This window comes from Bacillus aquiflavi, from assembly GCF_019915265.1.
In the GTDB taxonomy this organism is placed as follows: Bacteria; Bacillota; Bacilli; order Bacillales; family Cytobacillaceae; genus Bacillus_BT; species Bacillus_BT aquiflavi.
The window spans coordinates 745,998-766,883 of the sequence record NZ_CP082780.1 but is presented as its reverse complement, the minus strand read 5'-3'; the positions used below and the strand labels follow the sequence as shown (position 1 = coordinate 766,883).

At 35.1% G+C, this 20,886-nt stretch carries 23 protein-coding genes and 2 pseudogenes; 10 read left to right on the top strand and 15 right to left on the bottom strand.

What is annotated here, in order from left to right; translation table 11 throughout:
* Positions 1 to 4: 4 nt before the first annotated feature.
* Positions 5 to 550 carry a hypothetical protein gene (locus tag K6959_RS03890; protein WP_223087685.1) on the bottom strand — a complete coding sequence of 182 codons (546 nt, stop codon included), beginning with the start codon at positions 548 to 550 and terminating at the stop codon, positions 5 to 7.
* Positions 551 to 614: 64 nt separating this feature from the next.
* Here K6959_RS03890 and K6959_RS03885 point away from each other — a divergent pair, with 64 nt between their 5' ends.
* Positions 615 to 773: a hypothetical protein gene (locus K6959_RS03885; RefSeq protein ID WP_163240677.1), complete on the top strand. Its 159-nt coding sequence runs from the start codon at positions 615 to 617 to the stop codon at positions 771 to 773.
* Here K6959_RS03885 and K6959_RS03880 read toward each other — a convergent pair.
* The 10 genes from K6959_RS03880 to K6959_RS03835 form a co-directional block, all read right to left on the bottom strand.
* Positions 770 to 943: a hypothetical protein gene (locus K6959_RS03880; protein ID WP_223087683.1), complete on the bottom strand. Its 174-nt coding sequence runs from the start codon at positions 941 to 943 to the stop codon at positions 770 to 772. The genes K6959_RS03885 and K6959_RS03880 overlap by 4 nt on opposite strands.
* Before the next feature lie 298 nt (positions 944 to 1,241).
* The gene (locus tag K6959_RS03875; protein ID WP_262421887.1) at positions 1,242 to 1,622 is read right to left on the bottom strand and encodes a hypothetical protein; all 381 of its coding nucleotides are present in this window, start codon (positions 1,620 to 1,622) and stop codon (positions 1,242 to 1,244) included.
* Between the two features lie 71 nt (positions 1,623 to 1,693).
* Positions 1,694 to 2,356 carry a hypothetical protein gene (locus tag K6959_RS18800; RefSeq protein ID WP_262421886.1) on the bottom strand — a complete coding sequence of 221 codons (663 nt, stop codon included), beginning with the start codon at positions 2,354 to 2,356 and terminating at the stop codon, positions 1,694 to 1,696.
* A 1,000-nt stretch (positions 2,357 to 3,356) separates the two neighbouring features.
* On the bottom strand, positions 3,357 to 4,151 hold the full coding sequence (gene imm47 / locus K6959_RS03865; protein WP_163243552.1) for an Imm47 family immunity protein: 795 nt from the start codon (positions 4,149 to 4,151) through the stop codon (positions 3,357 to 3,359).
* A gap of 19 nt (positions 4,152 to 4,170) precedes the next feature.
* The gene (locus K6959_RS03860) at positions 4,171 to 4,695 is read right to left on the bottom strand and encodes a hypothetical protein (protein ID WP_218944065.1); all 525 of its coding nucleotides are present in this window, start codon (positions 4,693 to 4,695) and stop codon (positions 4,171 to 4,173) included.
* Positions 4,696 to 4,876: 181 nt separating this feature from the next.
* Complete coding sequence (locus tag K6959_RS03855) at positions 4,877 to 5,050, bottom strand: hypothetical protein (RefSeq protein WP_223087680.1); 174 nt, start codon at positions 5,048 to 5,050, stop codon at positions 4,877 to 4,879.
* 617 nt (positions 5,051 to 5,667) lie between these two features.
* Positions 5,668 to 5,874 carry a hypothetical protein gene (locus tag K6959_RS19780; protein WP_223088300.1) on the bottom strand — a complete coding sequence of 69 codons (207 nt, stop codon included), beginning with the start codon at positions 5,872 to 5,874 and terminating at the stop codon, positions 5,668 to 5,670.
* A gap of 444 nt (positions 5,875 to 6,318) precedes the next feature.
* On the bottom strand, positions 6,319 to 6,714 hold the full coding sequence (locus K6959_RS03845) for a pentapeptide repeat-containing protein (RefSeq protein WP_223087678.1): 396 nt from the start codon (positions 6,712 to 6,714) through the stop codon (positions 6,319 to 6,321).
* Between the two features lie 6 nt (positions 6,715 to 6,720).
* Complete coding sequence (locus tag K6959_RS03840) at positions 6,721 to 7,512, bottom strand: hypothetical protein (protein WP_223087677.1); 792 nt, start codon at positions 7,510 to 7,512, stop codon at positions 6,721 to 6,723.
* Positions 7,505 to 8,728: an LXG domain-containing protein gene (locus K6959_RS03835; RefSeq protein ID WP_223087675.1), complete on the bottom strand. Its 1,224-nt coding sequence runs from the start codon at positions 8,726 to 8,728 to the stop codon at positions 7,505 to 7,507. The genes K6959_RS03840 and K6959_RS03835 overlap by 8 nt, the downstream gene beginning before the upstream one ends.
* A gap of 321 nt (positions 8,729 to 9,049) precedes the next feature.
* Here K6959_RS03835 and K6959_RS03830 point away from each other — a divergent pair, with 321 nt between their 5' ends.
* Entirely contained in the window at positions 9,050 to 9,541 is a 492-nt protein-coding gene (locus K6959_RS03830; RefSeq protein WP_163243526.1) for a YajQ family cyclic di-GMP-binding protein, read from the top strand.
* 465 nt (positions 9,542 to 10,006) lie between these two features.
* Here K6959_RS03830 and K6959_RS03825 read toward each other — a convergent pair whose 3' ends face one another.
* Positions 10,007 to 11,485, bottom strand: a complete 1,479-nt coding sequence (locus tag K6959_RS03825) for an alpha-amylase family glycosyl hydrolase (RefSeq protein ID WP_163243525.1) — start codon at positions 11,483 to 11,485, stop codon at positions 10,007 to 10,009.
* 386 nt (positions 11,486 to 11,871) lie between these two features.
* On the opposite strand from K6959_RS03825, the gene K6959_RS03820 reads away from it, so the two are divergent.
* Positions 11,872 to 12,435, top strand: a complete 564-nt coding sequence (locus K6959_RS03820; RefSeq protein ID WP_163243524.1) for a DUF2777 domain-containing protein — start codon at positions 11,872 to 11,874, stop codon at positions 12,433 to 12,435.
* A 44-nt stretch (positions 12,436 to 12,479) separates the two neighbouring features.
* On the opposite strand, the gene K6959_RS03815 is transcribed toward K6959_RS03820, so the two are convergent.
* Positions 12,480 to 12,836 carry a YisL family protein gene (locus K6959_RS03815; protein WP_163243523.1) on the bottom strand — a complete coding sequence of 119 codons (357 nt, stop codon included), beginning with the start codon at positions 12,834 to 12,836 and terminating at the stop codon, positions 12,480 to 12,482.
* A 475-nt stretch (positions 12,837 to 13,311) separates the two neighbouring features.
* On the opposite strand from K6959_RS03815, the pseudogene K6959_RS03810 reads away from it, so the two are divergent.
* Positions 13,312 to 13,770: pseudogene (locus K6959_RS03810) on the top strand (transposase); the annotation flags it as partial.
* Between the two features lie 320 nt (positions 13,771 to 14,090).
* On the opposite strand, the gene K6959_RS03805 reads toward K6959_RS03810, so the two are convergent.
* Positions 14,091 to 15,683 carry a long-chain-fatty-acid--CoA ligase gene (locus tag K6959_RS03805; protein ID WP_163243499.1) on the bottom strand — a complete coding sequence of 531 codons (1,593 nt, stop codon included), beginning with the start codon at positions 15,681 to 15,683 and terminating at the stop codon, positions 14,091 to 14,093.
* Between the two features lie 280 nt (positions 15,684 to 15,963).
* Between K6959_RS03805 and K6959_RS03800 the strand changes: the two genes are divergently transcribed.
* The 6 genes from K6959_RS03800 (at position 15,964) to K6959_RS03775 (ending at position 17,910) form a co-directional block, all read left to right on the top strand.
* Positions 15,964 to 16,185, top strand: coding sequence for a spore germination protein (locus tag K6959_RS03800; RefSeq protein ID WP_163243500.1), 222 nt, complete (start codon positions 15,964 to 15,966; stop codon positions 16,183 to 16,185).
* A gap of 24 nt (positions 16,186 to 16,209) precedes the next feature.
* Positions 16,210 to 16,431, top strand: a complete 222-nt coding sequence (locus tag K6959_RS03795; RefSeq protein WP_163243501.1) for a spore germination protein GerPB — start codon at positions 16,210 to 16,212, stop codon at positions 16,429 to 16,431.
* Between the two features lie 21 nt (positions 16,432 to 16,452).
* Positions 16,453 to 17,079, top strand: a complete 627-nt coding sequence (gerPC, locus tag K6959_RS03790) for a spore germination protein GerPC (protein WP_163243502.1) — start codon at positions 16,453 to 16,455, stop codon at positions 17,077 to 17,079.
* Positions 17,060 to 17,239 carry a spore gernimation protein GerPD gene (locus tag K6959_RS03785; protein WP_163243503.1) on the top strand — a complete coding sequence of 60 codons (180 nt, stop codon included), beginning with the start codon at positions 17,060 to 17,062 and terminating at the stop codon, positions 17,237 to 17,239. Before gerPC ends, K6959_RS03785 begins: the two co-directional genes overlap by 20 nt.
* A 1-nt stretch (position 17,240) precedes the next feature.
* The gene (locus K6959_RS03780) at positions 17,241 to 17,606 is read left to right on the top strand and encodes a spore germination protein GerPE (protein ID WP_223087673.1); all 366 of its coding nucleotides are present in this window, start codon (positions 17,241 to 17,243) and stop codon (positions 17,604 to 17,606) included.
* A gap of 85 nt (positions 17,607 to 17,691) precedes the next feature.
* Positions 17,692 to 17,910: a spore germination protein gene (locus K6959_RS03775; RefSeq protein ID WP_163243505.1), complete on the top strand. Its 219-nt coding sequence runs from the start codon at positions 17,692 to 17,694 to the stop codon at positions 17,908 to 17,910.
* A gap of 140 nt (positions 17,911 to 18,050) precedes the next feature.
* On the opposite strand, the pseudogene addA reads toward K6959_RS03775, so the two are convergent.
* Positions 18,051 to 20,537, bottom strand: a pseudogene (gene addA, locus K6959_RS03770) (helicase-exonuclease AddAB subunit AddA); the annotation flags it as partial.
* Positions 20,538 to 20,886: the final 349 nt, after the last annotated feature.

Genomic DNA, 20,886 nt, shown 5'->3' with positions numbered 1-20,886 from the left:
ATATCTACTCCTCAAAAAGTCTCAGTTCAACATCGTATTCTTTTGCAATTTTTCTAAAATAATCTATATTTTTTAGAATTTGATTACTGGCGGGTATTTCCAAAATGTATTTACCTTCAAGTGGTGTGCCATCTAGCTCGGAATATTTATCGGATCTAATTACTGTTCCTTTTGAATACTTCGATTCAAATTCAGACAAATATCTTCTATATGTTTCATCAGTAGTATTGTCCAAACCAGTTGCCTTTCTAGAGATGATTTCTCCACTAAAAGGATCAAAAGAATCCAATCTTTTTCCATTTCTTAAATGTATTTCAGAGTATGGATAACGACCTTCTCTAACAGCCTTTTGGTTGAATCTATTTCCTCTTGCAATTGGGGAATCACTGTTCCAAAAGTTCCTTGCTTCCTTCCAATCTAATCTATCACGTGGTGTTTTCCCTTCCTTTATTTCCCTCTTAACATAGTTTTGATAATCTGATTCTAATATATTGTCTGCAAATTTACCACTAACATTATATTCGCTAACTTTCTTACTACCTTCCCCCACACCCCCAGACACTTTCCCACCACGACTGTCTCCAAACGCTTCCTTACTCGTTTGATGGATTCGATTGTATAAGTCATCCATGACATTGTATGGAATGTTGTTTACCGTACCTGTTGCAAAAGCGGGAGTTAAGCCTTTATTAATCGATATTGGTGGGGGGATCTTATTTACAAAATTTCCTATTTTTCCAACATTACCGAGTTTTGCTGCATTTCCAAGCTAACCTGCTCTACTTAATCCTTTATCTCCGATTACGCCAATTCCGATTGTTGTCAACCCATGGGAGAAGAATTCAGCGCGGCTATGGGCATCTCCGTTGATGACATCTCGATTCCAGGCGCTTTTCATCCCTTCCCACATATATTTTGGGAAATTGATTACTTTATCCTTCATTTCCCCCAGCTTTTTCTTCGGGTCATGGATGAGTTGAGAAGCGAAGATTGCTTTTTCGATATAATTGATATGACCTGGTTGTAAATTTTTCTCGGCAAATTTGTATAGAGATACGAGACCGTCTATCGTGTCACCAAGAGCTTTTCCCGCTCCATCGATGATACCTTCAAATGCACGATCAACTGACGAGATGAAAAAAGGCTCCTTTATTGGAACCTTTTTCTCATTTAAATTAGCTTTTTTCTTTTCTGAAAATTTATAAAGTAATGAAATTCTTCGTATTGAGTTATCCTACTAATTAAATGTTTGCTTTAAATGGAGCGTGACCTGTTTCAGCATTTCTAAGCAATGTTGGCTTTCTAAAACGCAAACTAGTTTCCAACTTAAATATAGCCGTATCTCCATCTATTTCTACAAAAGATACATTAATCCAAATTGGAGCTCTTGGAAAAAGCCCTCCTAAAATGCCTACAACATCATTTATTAATAATCTTTTTCCACCTATATTATCTTTGGATAAAACTAAGCGCTTCATCATTTCGTCTCCGCCATCTAAAGTTTTTCCCTCTTCCTCTATGGGTTCTATAATAAATTTATAATTATTACTTGAAATCCCTCGATTTTCTTTTAATTCATTAACAGTTTTAAGCAGATTTTCAGCAAAAATTTCCTCATTCATTTGAGTTACTCTACACACGCCTGCTACCTCCTTTACTTCAATTTAATTGATTCTGTTTTTTTTCAATTTTCCTAAATTAACATAACCAGAATTCGTTTAGCTCTAATTGATGAATCTCTAACCATGCGTTTTTTGTTTTTAATTCCTGCTTCTTTAAAAATTTGTTCATAATTTTTTGCTTGTTTAGGAGTTGGCGTATAGTGACCAGACTCATTCGTTATTTTTCTCACATTCCCTAGCTCATCAACTTTCAATTTTCCAGCCGCTTGAACATCCTTACCACTCGCCAAATGTGAGTGACCTCTTCCTACCTTTAAATTGTTATTTACATCAATAATAAAATCTACTTCTTTTATCCCATCTCTAATTTTTAAATTACCATTTATAAGTGTAATATTGAATGTTTTACCTTTCTGGACTTCATTTGGATACCTATTTTTAATAGTTTGAATTGGACGGTTAACTACGCTGGCTCTTTTACTACCTTCTCCAACACCCACCGACACTTTCCCACCACGACTGTCTCCAAACGCTTCCTTACTCGTTTGATGGATTCGATTGTACAAGTCATCCATGACGTTGTATGGAATCGTATTAACTTTGCCTGTAGCTAAAGCGGGAGTTAAGCCTTTATTAATCGATATTGGTGGGGGGATCTTATTTACAAAATTTCCTATTTTTCCAACATTACCGAGTTTTGCTGCATTTCCTGTGGGCATCTCCGTTGATGACATCTCGATTCCAGGCGCTTTTCATCCCTTCCCACATATATTTTGGGAAATTGATTACTTTATCTTTCATTTCCCCTAGCTTTTTCTTTGGGTCATGGATGAGTTGATAAGCGAAGATGGCTTTTTCGATATAATTGATATGACCTGGTTGTAAATTTTTCTCGGCAAATTTGTATAGAGATACGAGACCGTCTATCGTGTCACCAAGAGCTTTTCCCGCTCCATCGATGATACCTTCAAATGCACGATCAACTGACGAGATGAAAAAAGGCTCCTTTATTGGAACCTTTTTCTCATTTAAATTAGCTTTTTTCTTTTCTGAAAATTTATAAAGTAATGAAATTCTTCGTATTGAGTTATCCTACTAATTAAATGTTTGCTTTAAATGGAGCGTGACCTGTTTCAGCATTTCTAAGCAATGTTGGCTTTCTAAAACGCAAACTAGTTTCCAACTTAAATATAGCCGTATCTCCATCTATTTCTACAAAAGATACATTAATCCAAATAGGTACAAAAGGTGATTGACTTCCTAATAAATTTACCGTTTCATCAATATTAAGGAATCTATTACTAATAATTTTTTTACTTAATGCCCATCTGTTTAATGCAAAATAAAAGTTAAGAGTATTGCAACCAAAATGTTAGAAGGTTGCACATAGAACAAAATCGCTAACGCGACTTAATCACGTCCATTAAGTGTCTTTCCAATTTATAATTTATGTGTTTCTTTTTTTCTAATTCTTTAATTGTTTTTAGTAAATTTTTAGCCATTTCCATTAAACAACACTATAAAAAAAATCAACAGACCACTACGTTTCCCAACGTCGCTGTTGACTTGCTTTATTGAGCATGTTGTTTTGTAAATGCCCGAGGAACTCACAAAATAGCTGATATCTTAGCCAGTCCCTCAGACGCAGTAAGCCTCACCGTTTGCTGTAATATTTAATCTTGTATCTATACTGAATTTTTTCTTCCTCCTCAGAATCAAAATAACTGAATAATCTTAGATTTCTGTAGAATAAAAATACTTCTTCCCTTTTATCCATTCCATAGTTGAAAGTGTATTTGCATAGGATTGTAATTTTTCCATCTCGACACTGTCCATAACCGTTTCATAAGCAACTGGACACTTCTCTCCACTCCAGATTGATAATAATGAAGGAACTACATACATTTTTAGATTAGAGCCTATTTGTAATGATATGAATGCATTTTTAAACAATCTTTTAGTTAAATCTCCTGGAAAAACAGGCTTCTTTTCATAATAGTATACACTAGCATCAATCCATTTCATTTCTTCTAAATAAAATTCACCAATCTCATCTAGGCTTGCTTCATCAGAAATTTTTTTTGAATATCCTAACATAAAATCTAAAGAATTTTTAATTGTTTGCTCTATTTCAGTATCTTCCCAATCTTCTAACATAGCTAATAGATATGGTACTACTTCATAGGATAATGTTTCAACAGCACCAGATGCAAAAGAATGAGCTGAAGCATCTGAAACATCTGATAAAAATTTAAAATTATTACTATCCTTTAAATCTTCATGAGTACAAACAGAGCAAAAAATTCGTATACATAGATTTAACACTCTATCATCTTTAGTTGTATTCATTAATTGAATCAATAGAGGTTTGACCGAAAAATCCCCTACCTTTAAAAGTTCTACAATAGATAAAATACATTCCTCTTCTGTTTGGATAGAAGTCAGATTTTTCTTTATAAATTCTACTTCTGTCGAACTTTTTTTTTCACCATACCACATTCCGGGTAACAATATTTTTTCTTGTGACATTATTTCTCCTCTCTGGATTTCACCTCAAACCATTCTGTTTCCGCCATCTTAATACTTTGTTTTGGAACTTTGTAACTTCTGTATGAGATGGGTTATTACCAAAAATAAAGACTCCGTTCTCTGTTTGATGTATTTTTAACATTTTGACATTTTCTTTACCATAACCTAATTCATGATAAAAATCCATATCTAAACCATTGAATTCACTACTCTTTATGGTAGATTCACCAGTGAACTTGATATTCTCAGGAACATTTTCTCCACCAAAAGATAAACCTTTCTTATGATGTCCCTTCTCTAATACTCCATTTTTCACAAGTGTATCATATTCATTTCTTACACGTGTTAATTCTTCTCCTTTAACAATCGTAGACTCATCAGGATTTGGATACCAATCAGGATTCTGCTTATACAGTTTTTTTGCATCATCATAATATGGTCCATAAACATCCTTCCCTTTTAAGACTTTTTCATCTCCATTGGCTTTTTTACTACCTTCCCCAACACTCACCGGCACTTTCCCACCACGACTGTCTCCAAACACTTCCTTACTCGCTTGATGGATTCGATTGTATAAGTCATCCATGACATTGTATGGAATGTTGTTTACCGTACCTGTTGCAAAAGCGGGAGTTAAGCCTTTAGTAATCGGTATTGGTGGGGGGGATCTTATTTACAAAATTTCCTATTTTTCCAACATTACCGAGTTTTGCTGCATTTCCAAGCTAACCTGCTCTACTTAATCCTTTATCTCCGATTACGCCAATTCCGATTGTGGTTAAACCATAGGAGAAGAATTCAGCGCGGCTGTGGGCATCTCCGTTGATGACATCTCGATTCCAGGCGTTTTTCATCCCTTCCCACATATATTTTGGGAAATTGATTACTTTATTTTTCATTTCCCCTAGCTTTTTCTTTGGGTCATGGATGAGTTGATAAGCGAAGATGGCTTTTTCGATATAATTTTAATTTTTAAAAGCTTCTTATGAATATTTGGCATTTTTTTTTATCATAAAATAAAAACAATAAGTTCACTAGCATTAATCCAATGAACGATATCGTCCCACATAATGTTTTAAACAGTACTCCGCCAGAGATGATTACAATAGCAACGGGATTAAATAAAAATTGCCTTAAAAGAGGAAACAAAATAAAAGCAGTTGGTGCCAAAAATCCCCTAGCTTCAACATAATTTCTGAATTAACTTTTATGGTTTCAAAAGCAAAATTAGGATTACTATTTATTAAATGCTTGGTGAATGTCCATCTTTTATTTTATAATTCCTTTCTTCTAGATAGCCAAAACTAGAAAATATAGATTGCCAGCAAGAATACGAAACATTTTATGGGAACGAACTTCCAAATACGCATTCAACATAGTTATGACGATTTATGCTTTGAAAAGAATGATAATGAGTGGTTTGTGACACTAGAGGATGATGTAACATTTACTCTGAGATTGGTCGAAGTATATAAAGCGAGGATATGATTCTTGATTCAAAGAACCGATTTCGGTATTAGGACTCCCTTTTTAAGGAATTTTTTTCTGTAAAACATACCGGAATAATACGCCTATTATTTTTAAATTGGTTTTCTTTGCGGAGGCGTATCAATTCATTTTCTTCTTCTGAACGATTATCTTTTGCTGCAAAAGAGCCTGTTTCACGATGGTTTTTAATCCAACGATCTAAAGCAGACGGTGTAATATCGTATTCTCTAGCAATATCAGCACGAGATTTGCCATTTTCATAAAGCTACACTAATTGCAGTTTAAATTCAGGTGTAAAAGTTCGACGTTGACGTGTCATCATAGCACGCTCCTTATATAATAGTCTAAGTTTACAGCCCCTTATTTTATCTGTCCAACTTAGTGTAGCCTATCCAGTATAGGATAATTTGGAATAGGGTGTCTGAAATAATGTGCTAGTTTTTACACTTTGCCCTCTAAAGAATTTCGCTTCGCTCTTTAAAAAAGCTTATAGCCTCGTCTCCATTTATAATTACTGGTCGTTCTAAAGTTCCCTTGTTAATATTTTTTATCATATCAGTAACCTTAAATTTAACTTTTTTTAAATTTAAGGCTACTAATTATACACTCCCAAAATTCTATTCCATTAAAGTCACATTCTTCAAACAGTATATTTTTAACTATACTATTTGAAAATACATCATCTAATTTGCAATGTTGAAAACACAAATTCCCAAAAAAGGGTTTCATTTGAACTTACTTTTATTAGTGTACAATTATCAAATATCGAATTTACTATTTTACTAGCATCTAGTTCTACTTTTCCAAAGTTTACATTTTTAAATGTTATATTATTAAATTCACAACCATATAATTTTGCTCCCCCAAAATTTGTATTCTCAAAAACAGTATTACAAAAAATTGAGTCTGTAATATATACATCTACAAAATTTAGCTGTGACAGATTATTACTTGAGAAATCTATTTCATCTAAAATTAACCTTTTTCCCTCTTTATCATTTTTATTTACTGAATCCATATATAAATTATGGTTGCTTATTAATAAATCGAGCTCTTTTTGGTCAATTTTTTTCATAATATATCACTCCGGCCACCAAATAATTTTATTTTCTAATCCTGATTGTTTTATAGCTCCTTCAAGTTCTTTAATATGTTCTAATTTTAAATTAGTTTTATCAACTACAACTATATCATTACCGTTCTTTTCAAATTCTTTTATTATATTTTTTTTCATCGCATTTTCTACTTTAAATGCACCTTTTCTTGGTGAGGTTATAGGTTTTCCATCTGCTCCTATAGGATTAGATTCAAAGCTTTTTACATCAATTTTTTTACCAGTAGTAGTATCTATAAATTCAGCCTTAGGATCCAAACTTCTTTCAAGTTTTCCAAATTCCCCCCTTTGCTCCAACTCAAGACCTATAACTGCTTCTTTTTTAGACCCCTTCGTTACTGCTTTCTTTGCCGAATCATATGATAAAGCGTCTAACTCCGCTTGAGTTCTTCCACCAGTATAACCTTTACCCGTTCCCTTACCAATTACATCCACATCCACCGGCACTTTCCCACCACGACTGTCTCCAAACACTTCCTTACTCGCTTGATGGATTCGATTGTATAAGTCATCCATGACATTGTATGGAATGTTGTTTACCGTGCCTGTAGCAAAAGCGGGAGTCAATCCTTTAGTAATCGGTATCGGTGGCGGAATCTTATTTGCAACATTTCCTATTTTTCCAACATTACCGAGTTTTGCCGCATTTCCAAGCTGACCTGCTCTACTTAATCCTTTATCTCCGATTACGCCAATCCCGTTTGTTGTTAAACCATAGGAGAAGAATTCAGCACGGCTGTGAGCATCACCGTTAGACATCTCGATTCCAGGCGTTTTTCATCCCTTCCCACATATATTTTGGGAAATTGATTACTTTATCCTTCATTTCCCCTAGCTTTTTCTTTGGGTCATGGATGAGTTGATAGGAGAAGATGGCTTTTTCAATATAATTGATATGACCAGGTTGTAAATTTTTCTCGGCAAACTTGTATAGAGAAACGAGACCGTCTATCGTGTCACCAAGCGCTTTTCCCGTTCCATCGATGACACCTTCAAATGCACGATCAACGGGTGAAGTAATGGTACCATCCCTTATTTCTTCGGGGATTGTTGGAACAACTTCATAATGATTTTTGCCAGATCTGTCGGCTTCCATCACAATCAAGCCGTCTGCATATACGTGATATTTGATACTGTTGTCGTTTCCATATGCATCTCTTTCGACTGTATTGATTGGCTCAAGTCCGACTTTTTGCACTAAGCTGCCTAAAAGCTTGCGATAAGCCTCGCTTGTCATCATTTTTGATACGCTGTTATGAGAAATTGGCAATTGACCGCTTTGAGTCATCGCTTCTATTTCCTTCATAAAGCTAGCCATCATTAGTAAATCATCGCAGATCCGATCGAGTAAACGAGTTGCTTGCTCATCAAAGGAATGAAGGTTTTCGATCGTCAGTTGATTATGTTGGCGCGCTTGATTGATCTGAAAGATTGTTTCTTCAGCTTGGATAGGTGGCAAGCTGACGATATCTTGTACACTATGTATTGCATTGTTGATTTCACTCGTTATTGATGTAACTCGTCTCTCAAGACGATCTAATCCATTTGCGACATCATTTTCTATAAAACTTTCGTGAATAAAGCCCTCTTCTGCCGGCTCAAACGATTGGAGTAAGTATTTAATTTCTGCTAAAATTGTATCATAATCAGTAAGGAATGCTTGATGGAATAAGAGAAATGGCTTATGTACGTTTTGAAAAAAAGCACGAATCGCTTCGCCGCCTTTCCCTTTAAGTGAATCTTCTAGTTGAATAATTCCTTCAACAGCACGTTCAATTTCACTCACTTGTTCATAGGTGGTTTTCAATGTTTGTTGAATGACTTCAATGCCGGTATATATCTCCCGGGCATGTAGGATTTTTATTTTTTCTCCCCCTCCTTTTAATTCTAGCACTCTATTAATATTACCAAGGTTAGGGAGAGAGTGGAAGGTTATTTTGTTTAATTTTGTAAACAAGATGTTTCGATTTTTCATTTAAAAAATTAAAAACCTACTTTTTTGTGAAGTAGATAATTATTCTTTAAATATCTTTTTTGTTAGATCGAAAGTTATCGAAGGTAACACGATGATATATTTTGTATACTTCATCAACTCCCCAAATGTATATATTTTGTAGCTTTTATCAGCCATGAAACAAATATTTTGAGCGCTTTGGACTTTAATAATTATTGTTTTTACATTCTTCATCAATTTCCCAAAATAATCCTTCAAAACTGTATAAACACTAGGGTTTTAAATGTGGCTATATTTTACTATAATTAACCTATAATAAAAAAAGTTTTTCTGGAGGTAAAGATGGCAAAAGAAAACTCATTTGATATTGTGTCCCAAGTTGATTTATCTGAAGTCACAAATGCAATTCAAATAACGATGAAAGAAATTCAAAACCGTTACGATTTTAAAGGAAGTCAAAGCAATGTAACGTTAGATAAAGAAGAGCTTGTACTTATTTCAGATGATGAATTTAAGCTCCGGCAGTTAAAGGATGTCCTTATTAGTAAAATGATTAAACGTCAAATTCCAATTAAAAATCTTGCTTACGATAAGATTGAAAATGCCGCTGGTGGCACAGTTAGACAGCGTGCCAAACTTGTCCAAGGGATCGATAAAGACAATGCCAAAAAAATAAATACCCTTATTAAAAATAGCGGGGTAAAAGTAAAAACACAAGTTCAAGATGATCAAATTCGTGTAGCAGGGAAAAGTCGCGATGACTTACAAAAGATCATTTCGGTTATCCGTGAAGCTGATTTACCGATTGATGTTCAATTTATTAATTATCGCTAATGTTATTTTACCTTATGATGCAAAAAGTACACATTCCATCCTATATGATGCCATGTAAAAAACAGCGAAATTATTCGCTGTTTCAGACTGTTGACAAACGCTCGCATTCTTTGTTGCTCACACTTCGTTGTAAGCTCATGAACGATATGTTCTATTCGCTTCCGCCTCATGCTGCGCGCCTCGACTGACAAGCGTTTTCAATCAGTCTGAGTAAGATCGATTAAAATATAAAGTATGTCTATAATCTCGGAGGAAACAGAAACAATTTTCGCTGTTTCAAACGCTCGCATTCTTTGTTGCTCACACTTCGTTGTAAGCTCATGAATGATATGTTCTATTCGCTTCCGCCTCATGCTACGCGCCGATTGACAAGCGTTTTCAATCAGTCTGAGGGGAATGGATGCTAATACTTAATCTTTACTACAAGCTAAAAACAGCGAATATATTCGCTGTTTTTACTGCTTTTTATGAACGGCCTGTCTTCGCTTTTTTCCAAACAACATATAAAAACAAGATAAAAATAACCCAAACTGCCACTGTCCCGATAATAAATGACAGCTTTATTTTAGTTTTTTCTGCAAGAACATATATTTCAGCTTCTTCTCGATCGATTACAATATTATATTTATTTTCCTCATTGCTTCGAACAAGATCTCCTGCAAGAAGCCCGCGTAATTCTTTTCCTCCTTCAATCATTTTATCGTCTAATGTAACAATTTGTGTTTTAGACGTGTTATTTATCGCAATAACAACTGTTTCTTCTTTATATGTTCTTTTAAATACCATCATTCCATTTTTTTCATAAAGAAACTCTAATGTTCCCTTTGTTAATGAAGGTAAATCCTGTCTCAGTTTACCTATTTTTGATATATAGTCAATTAAATCTTGATCTGTACGGAAATCCATTACAGCTCTATTTTCAGGGATGTCTTCACCTGCAAGCGCAATTTCACTGCCATAATAAACAATTGGAATGCCAGGTGATGTATATAAGTAAGTTAACGCTAGCTTCCATCTTGGACCTGGATGTTTATTTTTTTCTGCCGCATCATTTGTGAACCGTTTCATTAGATGGTTATCAAGAAATGTTCCCCTTAAATATTGATTTTGATCTGCAGGAAACGAAAATAACATCTGTGAAGATTGGTCAGGCATTGCGAAAGCATTTCGCAATGTTTGGGTTTTTGGATAGTCAAGAAAACCGTCAATACCCGTATTTTCAAAATTGCCGATCTCTTCTTCATGATCAGAAGTTATTTCACCTAATAAGAAAAAGTCCTTTTTCACACCTTTTACTTCTTTCACAAAATCTTTCCAAAAAGAATGAGGTGCTTGCTCTACCCCTTCTAAACGATACCCATCTAAATCAGTTTCCTCAACCCACCATTTTGCGGCATCAATTAAATACTTTTGTACATCGTTATTTTCAAGTGCTAGCTGAGGTAATCCATTCACAAGCTGATCTGAAAACCAATCCTTTTTATTAGGGTCACTCACCCATGGGTGATTTTTTCCGACATAGTTTGTGACAAAATCGACCATCACTTTCATGTCCCGGTTATGTGCTTCTTTTACAAGTTCCCTAAATTTTCCCAGTGAACCGAAATGTTCATCAGGCTTGTAATAATCAACCATCCAATAGCCATGGTAGCCTTTCTCATCATTATCAAAAATTGGTGTAAGTAGTAGAGTAGTAAATCCCATTTCTTTTAAATAATCAAGCTTATCAATAATCCCTTGAAAATCTCCACCGTAAAAACTGAGAGGATCATTTCTATTTACTTCAAAATCATTCCGAGTGTCACCGTTATAAAAACGATCAATCATTAAAAAATAAATCGTTTCATCCTGCCAAGTACGTTCTTCTTTTTCAGCTCCCTCTACAGGAAGCGTGTAAAAAAGAAGCAACGGAATTAACATGAGAGTAATGACTCCTTTTTTCATCCATGCTCCTCCTAAAAGACGTATTACGATATTAACATTAGCCTTTTCCCCTTAATACGTCAATCTGTATGCAACTTAAAAATGATTTTATTGTTTTCGTACATTTTTTCTTCTTATTAGTCAGTTGGCCATACGTCTGTATCAAAACCGCGGCTTAGAGAATATCCTTTTAGTAGAAATCGTTTTATCTCTGTAAAACAAATTAATTACGGTTTGCAAAAATTCGTAACGTTCATTTTTCAATAAATATTGCTTGTGATTCAAATATTAAGTGAATCATCCTTTTCTTTAAAACGGAATCATAACCAAAATCTTAATCATTTAGTTATAAATAAGTGACGATATGTCAAAAAAGGATGGTGAGGCAATTTTTTTGAGGTAAAGAAATGGATCAACTTGAACGAATAAAAATACTTGACCGCCAATCACGAGCTTTTACAGAAGGAACTGTCGAGTTTATTAATGAGCAATGGGTATTTTTTGATAAAGAAACGGAAGAAGCGTCACTAATTGATGAATACATTCATGAGGAAGTTGAAATTTTCCTGCAAAATCGTTGGCAAAAGGGCATTTTATTAGACGAGGGGAAAATCAATTGCAATACTGAAACTCATTGTCTCAAAGATCATGATCGGATTCGGATTCGAAATAAACTGATCTACTCGTTAGAACTATTGTTAAAACAATTAAATATAGATGCATTTATTCAATTTATCTCGTCTTTAAATTCTCTTCAATTTTCTATTTATGATTGTATTTATTGTTACAATCAATTATCTTTCTTAAAAGAGAGAACTAGACAAAATGGCGTTAACTTTTTAGTGTTCGATAATCAACATTTAATTTGTTCTGTACAGCATCATTTTTGTTACGGTGAACTAGAAAGTGATCGGTTTGAATTTACATTAAATACAGGAAAAAGAATTATTATTGAAAAAATATCTTCTTAAAGATAGACAATTAAAAAAGCCGCTTTGAAAGCAGCTTAGTTAGTTTAAATAAAATCAAAGCCAAGCGGAAGCATGAACCCTAAGTATAAAGCAACTACAAAAGTAACCACGAGTTGAATCCAAAAAATCGATGTGCTTTTTTGTTTTGCCATTCGAACGAGAATTAATTCAAACATAGAAACAACCCATAAACCGATCACCGCTTTTACAATATATAATAAGCTAATGTTCGATATGCTTGTTAACAACATCACACCAGTCACGATGATTAAAATATAAAACAATCTTAAAATCATTTGAACGACTTTAAATCCTTTTTCTTTTCCACTTTTATGTAATCCGAGTGCAATAAAAAATAAAATTAATGCCACAAACCACGCCGTTAAATGAGCATGTGTCATTTTATTCCCTCCCATAAATCTTGTTTCGTAAAATATCATAACACACGAATTGGAAAAATACTAAAAATACGCTTTCCAACTTCACAATAGTGTAAATGTTTTTTTAAATACTTATTTTTCACAGTTTATAATGCCCCATTTTCTGAGGGCACTGAAAAAGTCCTTAAAGGGATTTCATAGCGAGAAGGTGAGCGCGGCTTGTCGTTCACCTTCTCGCCTTTTTGGAACCCGTTGATTTCCGTTTAGGGCGACGCTTTCCGCGGGCGAGCGACGAGCCTCCTCCTTCGCTTCGTGCGGGGTCTCGTCTGTCTCGCTTTCCCGCAGGAGTCGCCGCCTTCCACTCCAATCAACTAGTGTCATTAAAAATATATCTTTTCTCTAAAAAATGTCCTTTTTCCTGTCTACTAAAATAAAGTAAATGCAGGTGGTGCTCTCCATAATTTCAACCTAAGAAACGCTCAATTGAAGTCCATATATGGCAATTTGTGATCTCCTCATGCCAAAAAGATAACAGGCTTCGTCAAATGAATGAATTTGGCGATTTTTCGTTTATATGAGAAGAGCTAAAAACGAAAATTGGATAATGGTCGAATTGAAATTCCTTCTATCCAGATGTTCAAGTATTGATTATGAAAGGCGATTCGTGATGTATCAGGCGTTGATTTAGTAGAGCGTTTGAAATACGATAGGTCCTTTAAATCCTTCTTACATATGGCACCAGAAGATGACGTTATCGATCTAAGTTCCCTGACAAAATTTCGTCGACTGCGTCTAAAAGATATCGGACTATTAGATATGTTAATTGGGGAAACTGTTGAAATCGCACTGGAAAAGAGCATCATAAAAAGTAACATCATTAATTGTGGATGCCACACATACAAAAGCACGGTACAATCTAAAGTCACCAAAAGAATTCTTACAAGAGGAAGCAGAAAATAGTGAGTTAAAAAATGGACACGGGTACGATACAGCATCGTCAGCGGGTCTATTTGGCATGGGGATTTCAAGGAGCCATAACGATATTTGCCGTGAATCTCAAGCAAATATTGAAGCTCATGAACGAAGAGAGTAAGAAATAGGTAAAGAAAGAAGGCACTTTCTGTTCTATTTTGAACAGAAAGTGCCTTCTTTTTATCTTGGAAACCGTTATGATATAAAAAACGCAAGTTTTTCAGTGCCCCCCATTTTATAGGGGTATTAACGTTTTTTATATTCGTTCTTAAAAACAATAATCTTTGTATCCTATTGAGATTGTTAGTTTACAAATTTCCCTTCTTTACTATGCTCTTTCCAATAATCATTGCGTAAATGAACTTTTTGGATTTTTCCAGACGCAGTTTTCGGTAGTTCTTCAACGAACGTTACACTTGTAATCGCTTTAAAATGGGCTAATTTTTGTCTTGAAAAAGCAATTAATTCCTCCGCTGTTAATGTGTGTCCTTGTCTCGTTACTACAAATGCATGAGGAGTTTCTCCCCACTTTTCATGTGGAACCGCTATCACTGCTGCCTCTAATACTGCAGGATGATCATATAACACTCCTTCAACTTCAATCGAAGAAATATTTTCCCCACCACTAATAATGACATCCTTTTTACGATCGACAATGTCGATTGATCCATTTTCATCAATAGTACCCATATCACCTGTATAAAGCCAACCGTTTCGAATCGCTTCCATTGTTGCCTCTGGATTTTTCCAATAACCTTCCATAATCCCATTGCTTCTAACAATAATTTCCCCAATCTCTTTACCGTTATGTGCAACTTCCTCGCCATGTTCATTGACAACTTTCACTTGACATCCAATCATTGCATGACCGGCTTTCGCCTTCATACTGAGCTTTTCTTTTTCTGGCAAGTGCTCTAAATGAGAGCGAACTGTAGATACAGTACTTAATGGTGAAGACTCAGTCATTCCATACACTTGAATAAATTCCCACCCTAATTCCTTCTCGACTCGACTAATAAATGCTGGAGGTGGCGCTGAACCTGCAATGACAACCCTTACATTTTGCTCAACTGTTATTTTATGCTGATCATAATATTGAAGCAGTGCGTTTAATACAGTCGGTGCCATATGCATAACTGATACTCGATGCTCCTGTAATGCTTTAAAAATACTCTCTGGAGCTGCTTTTCGTAAACAAATTTGCGTTGCCCCATTTGCTGTATAATAAAATGGCGATCCCCACCCATTTACATGGAACATTGGTAAAACATGCAATAAAGTATCTTGATCAGAAACACGGATATGATGCATCGCACTCATTGCATGCAAATAATTATTTCGATGCGAAAGCATTACCCCTTTTGGATTTCCGGTTGTGCCGCTCGTATATAAAAGACTGCAAATATCATTTTCATCTAAAATTTCTCTTTCAAAAGCTGTATTTGGTTGCTTACTTAGCCATTCATCGTAGCAAATTTCATCTGTTTCACTATCTTTATAATGAACAATAATTGTTTCGACTGTAGATAACTTATCTTTAATTGGTATGATAAGATGATACAGATCTTGATCAACAAATAAAACTTTCGATTCACTGTGATTTAAAATAAATAAATAATCATCGGGTTTTAAGCGAATATTTAAAGAGACCATAATGGCTCCAAGCTGAAAAACACCATAAAATCCTTCCAGCATTTCGACAGTGTTAGGGGATAAATATGCAACCTTATCTCCTTTTTTTATCCCTAAACTTTTTAATCCATGAGATAACCTATTCACTCTTTCATTTAAATCATTATACGTAAAAGCTCTGTCATCACAAAATATTGCAGTTTTTGTCCCATATAAAGCTACTGCCCTGTCTAAAAATTCAGTTAATACTAATGGTACGTTCATAGCTCCCACCCCTAAAAAGTATATTAGAATATTACGAATATAAAATATATTATCATATTTGTTCTTTACTTAAAATAGCGATATATGTCGAATTTTATTTATTATGTATAAATTCTCAAATTTATTAATTTTTAATCAATTTTATTACTGCAATATTGGGCGTTTGTATCACATTCTTAACACGTAAACATAAGATATAAAAGAATGAAAGAAGCTGACTTTAAGGACAGGTGATTGTTTAAGTTTGAGATGAGGATAAAATTTTAAAAGGGTGTTAGAAATGCCAGCAATTGTCGGAGCTGTTCAAGTTATTTCAGTCGGAAGCAGCGGTGTTTTCAATATTGGTGACGTATATAAAATTATGCCAGTTTCAAGTGCGAAAACTTTCGCTGGTGCTGGTTCCTTTAATACAGGAGAAAGTTTGGAAATTATTAATAAACAAAATGCAACAAATGCAATCGATCAGGATACCCTCGATCAACCGAGTATCTTAAATTTATAATTACCACCTAAGCAGGTGATTCAATTGAATTTCTACATTCAACAGTCCATCCATATTCAGATGATTAAAATTGAAAGTTTAACAAATTCATCAGTGTTACAAATCGGCAGTGCAGGAGTCATTAAACCTTCTTCACATTTATATAATACTGGTGGATTTACTGGGCCTGCTCCTGAGCTTGAACAGGATACAGAGTATTTACCTTTCGTTCCTTTGCAGGCGCCTATAAGACATTGTCAGCAATAATGTTTCATTTGAGGTGATTCGATGAGCGAAGCTGTTTATCAATATGTTCAAAGGCTTTACTCTTATGTAACTGCACAAGAAAAACGAATAAAAAAGCTTGAAAAAACGATTACTCACATTATAAATGATGTTGAAGAAATAAAAACGAAACCGCCGCTTCAAGTCGAGACAATTGAATACAAGTTTGATCAATTAAAAGTGGAATCACTTGAGGGAACATTAAATGTAGGCCTTAATCCAGCCGATCTTCAAGGGATTGACGAGTTTTCTGTTAAACAGCCTGAACCTCCATTTATAGGTCCTAAACCGATAAAACTAATGAGAGAATTAGAGGAAGAGCTATTCAGCTATCTCGAAATCGATTTACCAGCAGTTATTAATGATACAGAAAAACAATTGGGTTTAAATCTTGATGAATCATACATTGAATTTATTAAACAAGATATAAGAAAACAACTGCCTGCACGTATTAATCATTATTTAAGTGAACAAAATTCCGAGCTAAGATCTAAAGATAAACATGAAAAAGTGAAAGAAGCTACAATAGGCAAAGTTAAACATGACATTCATACAGCTGTGTTTGCCTTTTTAAGCAGGCTCCCAAAAGATCAGAAAGGAGAAGAGGATAATGGAACTGCAAATCATTAATCGCGAGTTATGTGTAGGGGACATTCATATTCTTAGCGTATCCAGTTCATCACTATTTTTAATTGGAGATTCAGAAACGATTCAACTAGCCTCAACCTTTGATACACCCCCAGAATCATTAATTATCGGCCCATTAGTTCCATTGCCTCCACAAGGTTAATATGCTTTCACATCGTGTTTCAAAGGTAGGTCATATTCATATAAACCTTATTACCTTCTCAGGAGTTTTGCAATTAGGTGACTCGACACATATTAAAGGGACATCTAAAGCACTTGCTGTACAAAGGACGTATCCCATATACAATGGAAAAGAAGGATTTTTTAGCTGGTACTCGGTTTTTTTTGAACCATTAGTTCTTCCAATTATTGATGAACCAGTTCACACAACCTTTCATAATGAAAATCCCCTCATAAAAATTGGTAATATTAACATTCTTGGTTTAACAGCTGCATCAGTCTTTCATGTTGGCAATACCCGACATGCTTCGATGGAAACACGAATTAAACATATACGTCAAATGATATAACTTTATTAACAAAAGGAAAACATCACGCATAACATATCTTATAATCAACGGTTAACGGTGGAGTAAATCGAAAAGGATGTTTTCTATGCCTGCTATAATAGGTCCAGTTCAAATTGTAAATGTCGGCGGAGGTGTCGTTCAATTTGGCGATGCCCTCATCTTATCACCAAAAGGAAGTACAAAGTCCCACACAGGTTCAGGTTCATTAAATACAGGTGGGTTTATCATTACGAATAATGGAGTAAGTTCCACAAATATCCTAGACTGGAATGTTATTGATCAGCCAACAGTTGGAAACAATTAGCATCCGTGAAACAGTGGGATTCATTGATCGTTAGTTGCCCTGCAATTCCTTCTGCTATTTTTAGAAGCTTAATAAAAATAATGAAAGGAAGACTTATGATTTATAATCATAAGTCTTCTCTTTTACAATCTATGCAAAGACTATTTAAGTTGCAATAAATTTGCTCCATCAAAAAAATATAAATACCTTTCTAACACGGGTCTTTTCAAAATTTGTTCAACCGCTTTTGTATATAGATCGATTTGCACACGATATTGTGCTTCTAAAATCGGCTTTGCTTCTGAAAAGCCCCTTTTATATCGTTCGGTAATATTATCTGTCTTATAGTCGAGAAGGATGAGCCCATTCTGATCCTCAAATAAACAATCAATCACTCCTTGAATTAAAACAGGTTCATCTTCATCGTTCCAATTTGCATAAGCGGTACTTGCTGGAATGGATAAACTAAAAGGGACTTCTCTCCGTACACTCTGCCAATTTTTTAAAAGTCTTTTTCCTACCTCGGTTTCAAAAAATTGCACAATTGTTTCGGGAGCAATCGTTTCTTGTTGTTCTCCTGTTAGTAGTTCTTTTTGAACCATATCTTCTACAAGCATCGTAACACTCAATTCAGTAACTGGCTGACTAAGATCAATATGTTGCATAACGGCGTGCATTGCTGTTCCTCGTTCAGCTGGTGTTAACGATTTTTGCTGCATAAAGCGCGGTCGATTAAACATTGGTTTTCTAATTTTTCTAATATAATCAGTACCGCTTTCTTCAGCTGTTATTTCATGTTGCCGTTTTACCTCGGAAACTGACTGCTTTGCTCGATGGACTGTTGCATCTTGATAAACATACTTCCAAGAAAGTTGTTTATGAACTGTGTCAGCATAGGAAGATGTAATTGGAATATTTTGTCCATTTCTCAACTTAACGAGTAGTTCTTCTTCTTGATGCGATTCATCAACCTCAGTCATACTTAGTTGTTCACTTTTTACGATGTTAAATTTCCAACAGGATGGGTGTTCTACTATTTCTTTCGGAAGAAGTGAATCATCTCGTTCATAAAGTTCTTTACAATCTTGATGGCGAATCAGTGCTGGCCCAATCCAATCTAAGTATGATGTTGCCTTCGCACGACTAAATTCATCTAATAACCAGTTTGGATTGTTTGTAGCATTGATCCAATGTTCTAATTCTTTCTCTAAACTTTTTACCGTACTAATTAAATATAGTTTTTCTTTTGCCCTTGTCAACGCAACATATAAAACACGCATTTCCTCCGCAATCATTTCAAGACTTTTTTTCCATTTAAAAGCGAGCTGAGGTAAGGACGGATACGTAATTCTTTTAACTGCGTTCACATATTTCGTGGCAATTCCATATTTTTTATCAAGTAAATACGCTTTACGGAGATCCATTAAATTAAAATTTCGTCCCAGTCCAGCAACAAACACGACTGGAAACTCAAGACCTTTACTGCTATGAATTGTCATAATTCGAACAACATCTTCTTGTTCTCCCAATGAACGAGCGGTTCCTAAATCATCCCCTCTATCCCTCATCCTTTCAATAAATCGCAAAAAGCGGAATAACCCTCTAAATGATGTTTCTTCATACTGTCTAGCTCGATCGTAAAGCGCTCTCAAGTTAGCTTGCCGTTGTTTTCCTCCAGGCATACCGCCAACGTAATCATAAAATCTTGTGTCACGATACAGCTGCCAAATGAGTTCTGAGAGTGCTCCTTGTCTTGCCTTCGTTCGCCATTGTTGAAGCTGTTCATAAAAAGTAACAACTTTATGGTGAATTTCCTCATCATTAGCTGTTGATGGCTGACTACAAAAGTGAGACAAACATTCATAAAATGAACCTTGTTTATGATGAATCCTAATTTTCGCCATCTCTTCCTCGTCAAGATTAACGATCGGCGATCTTAAAACAGATGCTAGGGGAATATCCTGTATCGGGTTATCAATAACCTTTAGTAAAGAAATCATGACTTCTACTTCAGTTGCTTCAAAGTAGCCTGTGGATAAATTCGCATATACCGGTATTCCTTGCTGTTTAAATTCCTCGATCATTTCTGGTGCCCATGACATTGACCGAAGCAAAATGACAATATCTCTATACGTAACAGGTTTTTTTGTTTTCGTTTTTGAATGATAGATTAATTTTCGCTCGTTAATGAGCCCTTTAATCTTTTGTGCCATTAACCTCGCTTCTAGTTGAGACTGTTCTAAATCAACTTGATCAAACTCTGCTGGATTTTCCCCTGTTTCTTTTGTTTGTCCTGTCATTTGTTGATCAATTAACATCCATTCTATTGGATATTTTTCATCTTCTGGATACGAAGCCCCAACCTTTAGTTCAGCCGCTTCATTGTAATCAATTTCACCAACGCTTTCGCCCATTACTTGTTTAAATAAGTAGTTCGTTCCATCAAGTACTTCTTTACGACTTCGAAAGTTCTTTGCTAAGTCAATTTTTAGCCCCGATTGATCTAACGTAACAGTAAAGCGATTATATTTTCCTAAAAATAGATTTGGCTCCGCAAGGCGGAAGCGATAGATTGATTGTTTAACATCGCCAACCATAAACAAATTGTTATTTGTTACAAGCTGAATAATTGCTTCTTGAACCATATTCGGTAGCGATAGGTAAGAGTTTGAAGTGATCGCTCTCTTTTCCCCCGCTTAGTACCGTACGTGAGACTTTCACCTCATACGGCACCCCATCAACTGCCATCGAGTTGACTAGTGGCTATCCCTCCACTGTGTATTATTACAGCTTCAACGGTACTGTGCCACCACCTTCACCGATATAAAGATAAGTTATCAATGACTGTTTCCTTATCACCGCTTCATTAGCTGCAAAGCCCTCCGCGTTATCGGCTTACCACGTTCCAAAAATCCTATCTGTTCATCCATACCGACAGGTGATTCCTCTAGCCCTGTTAGCTTGATGACGCCTGTAACGCCATAAGGTATTTCATAA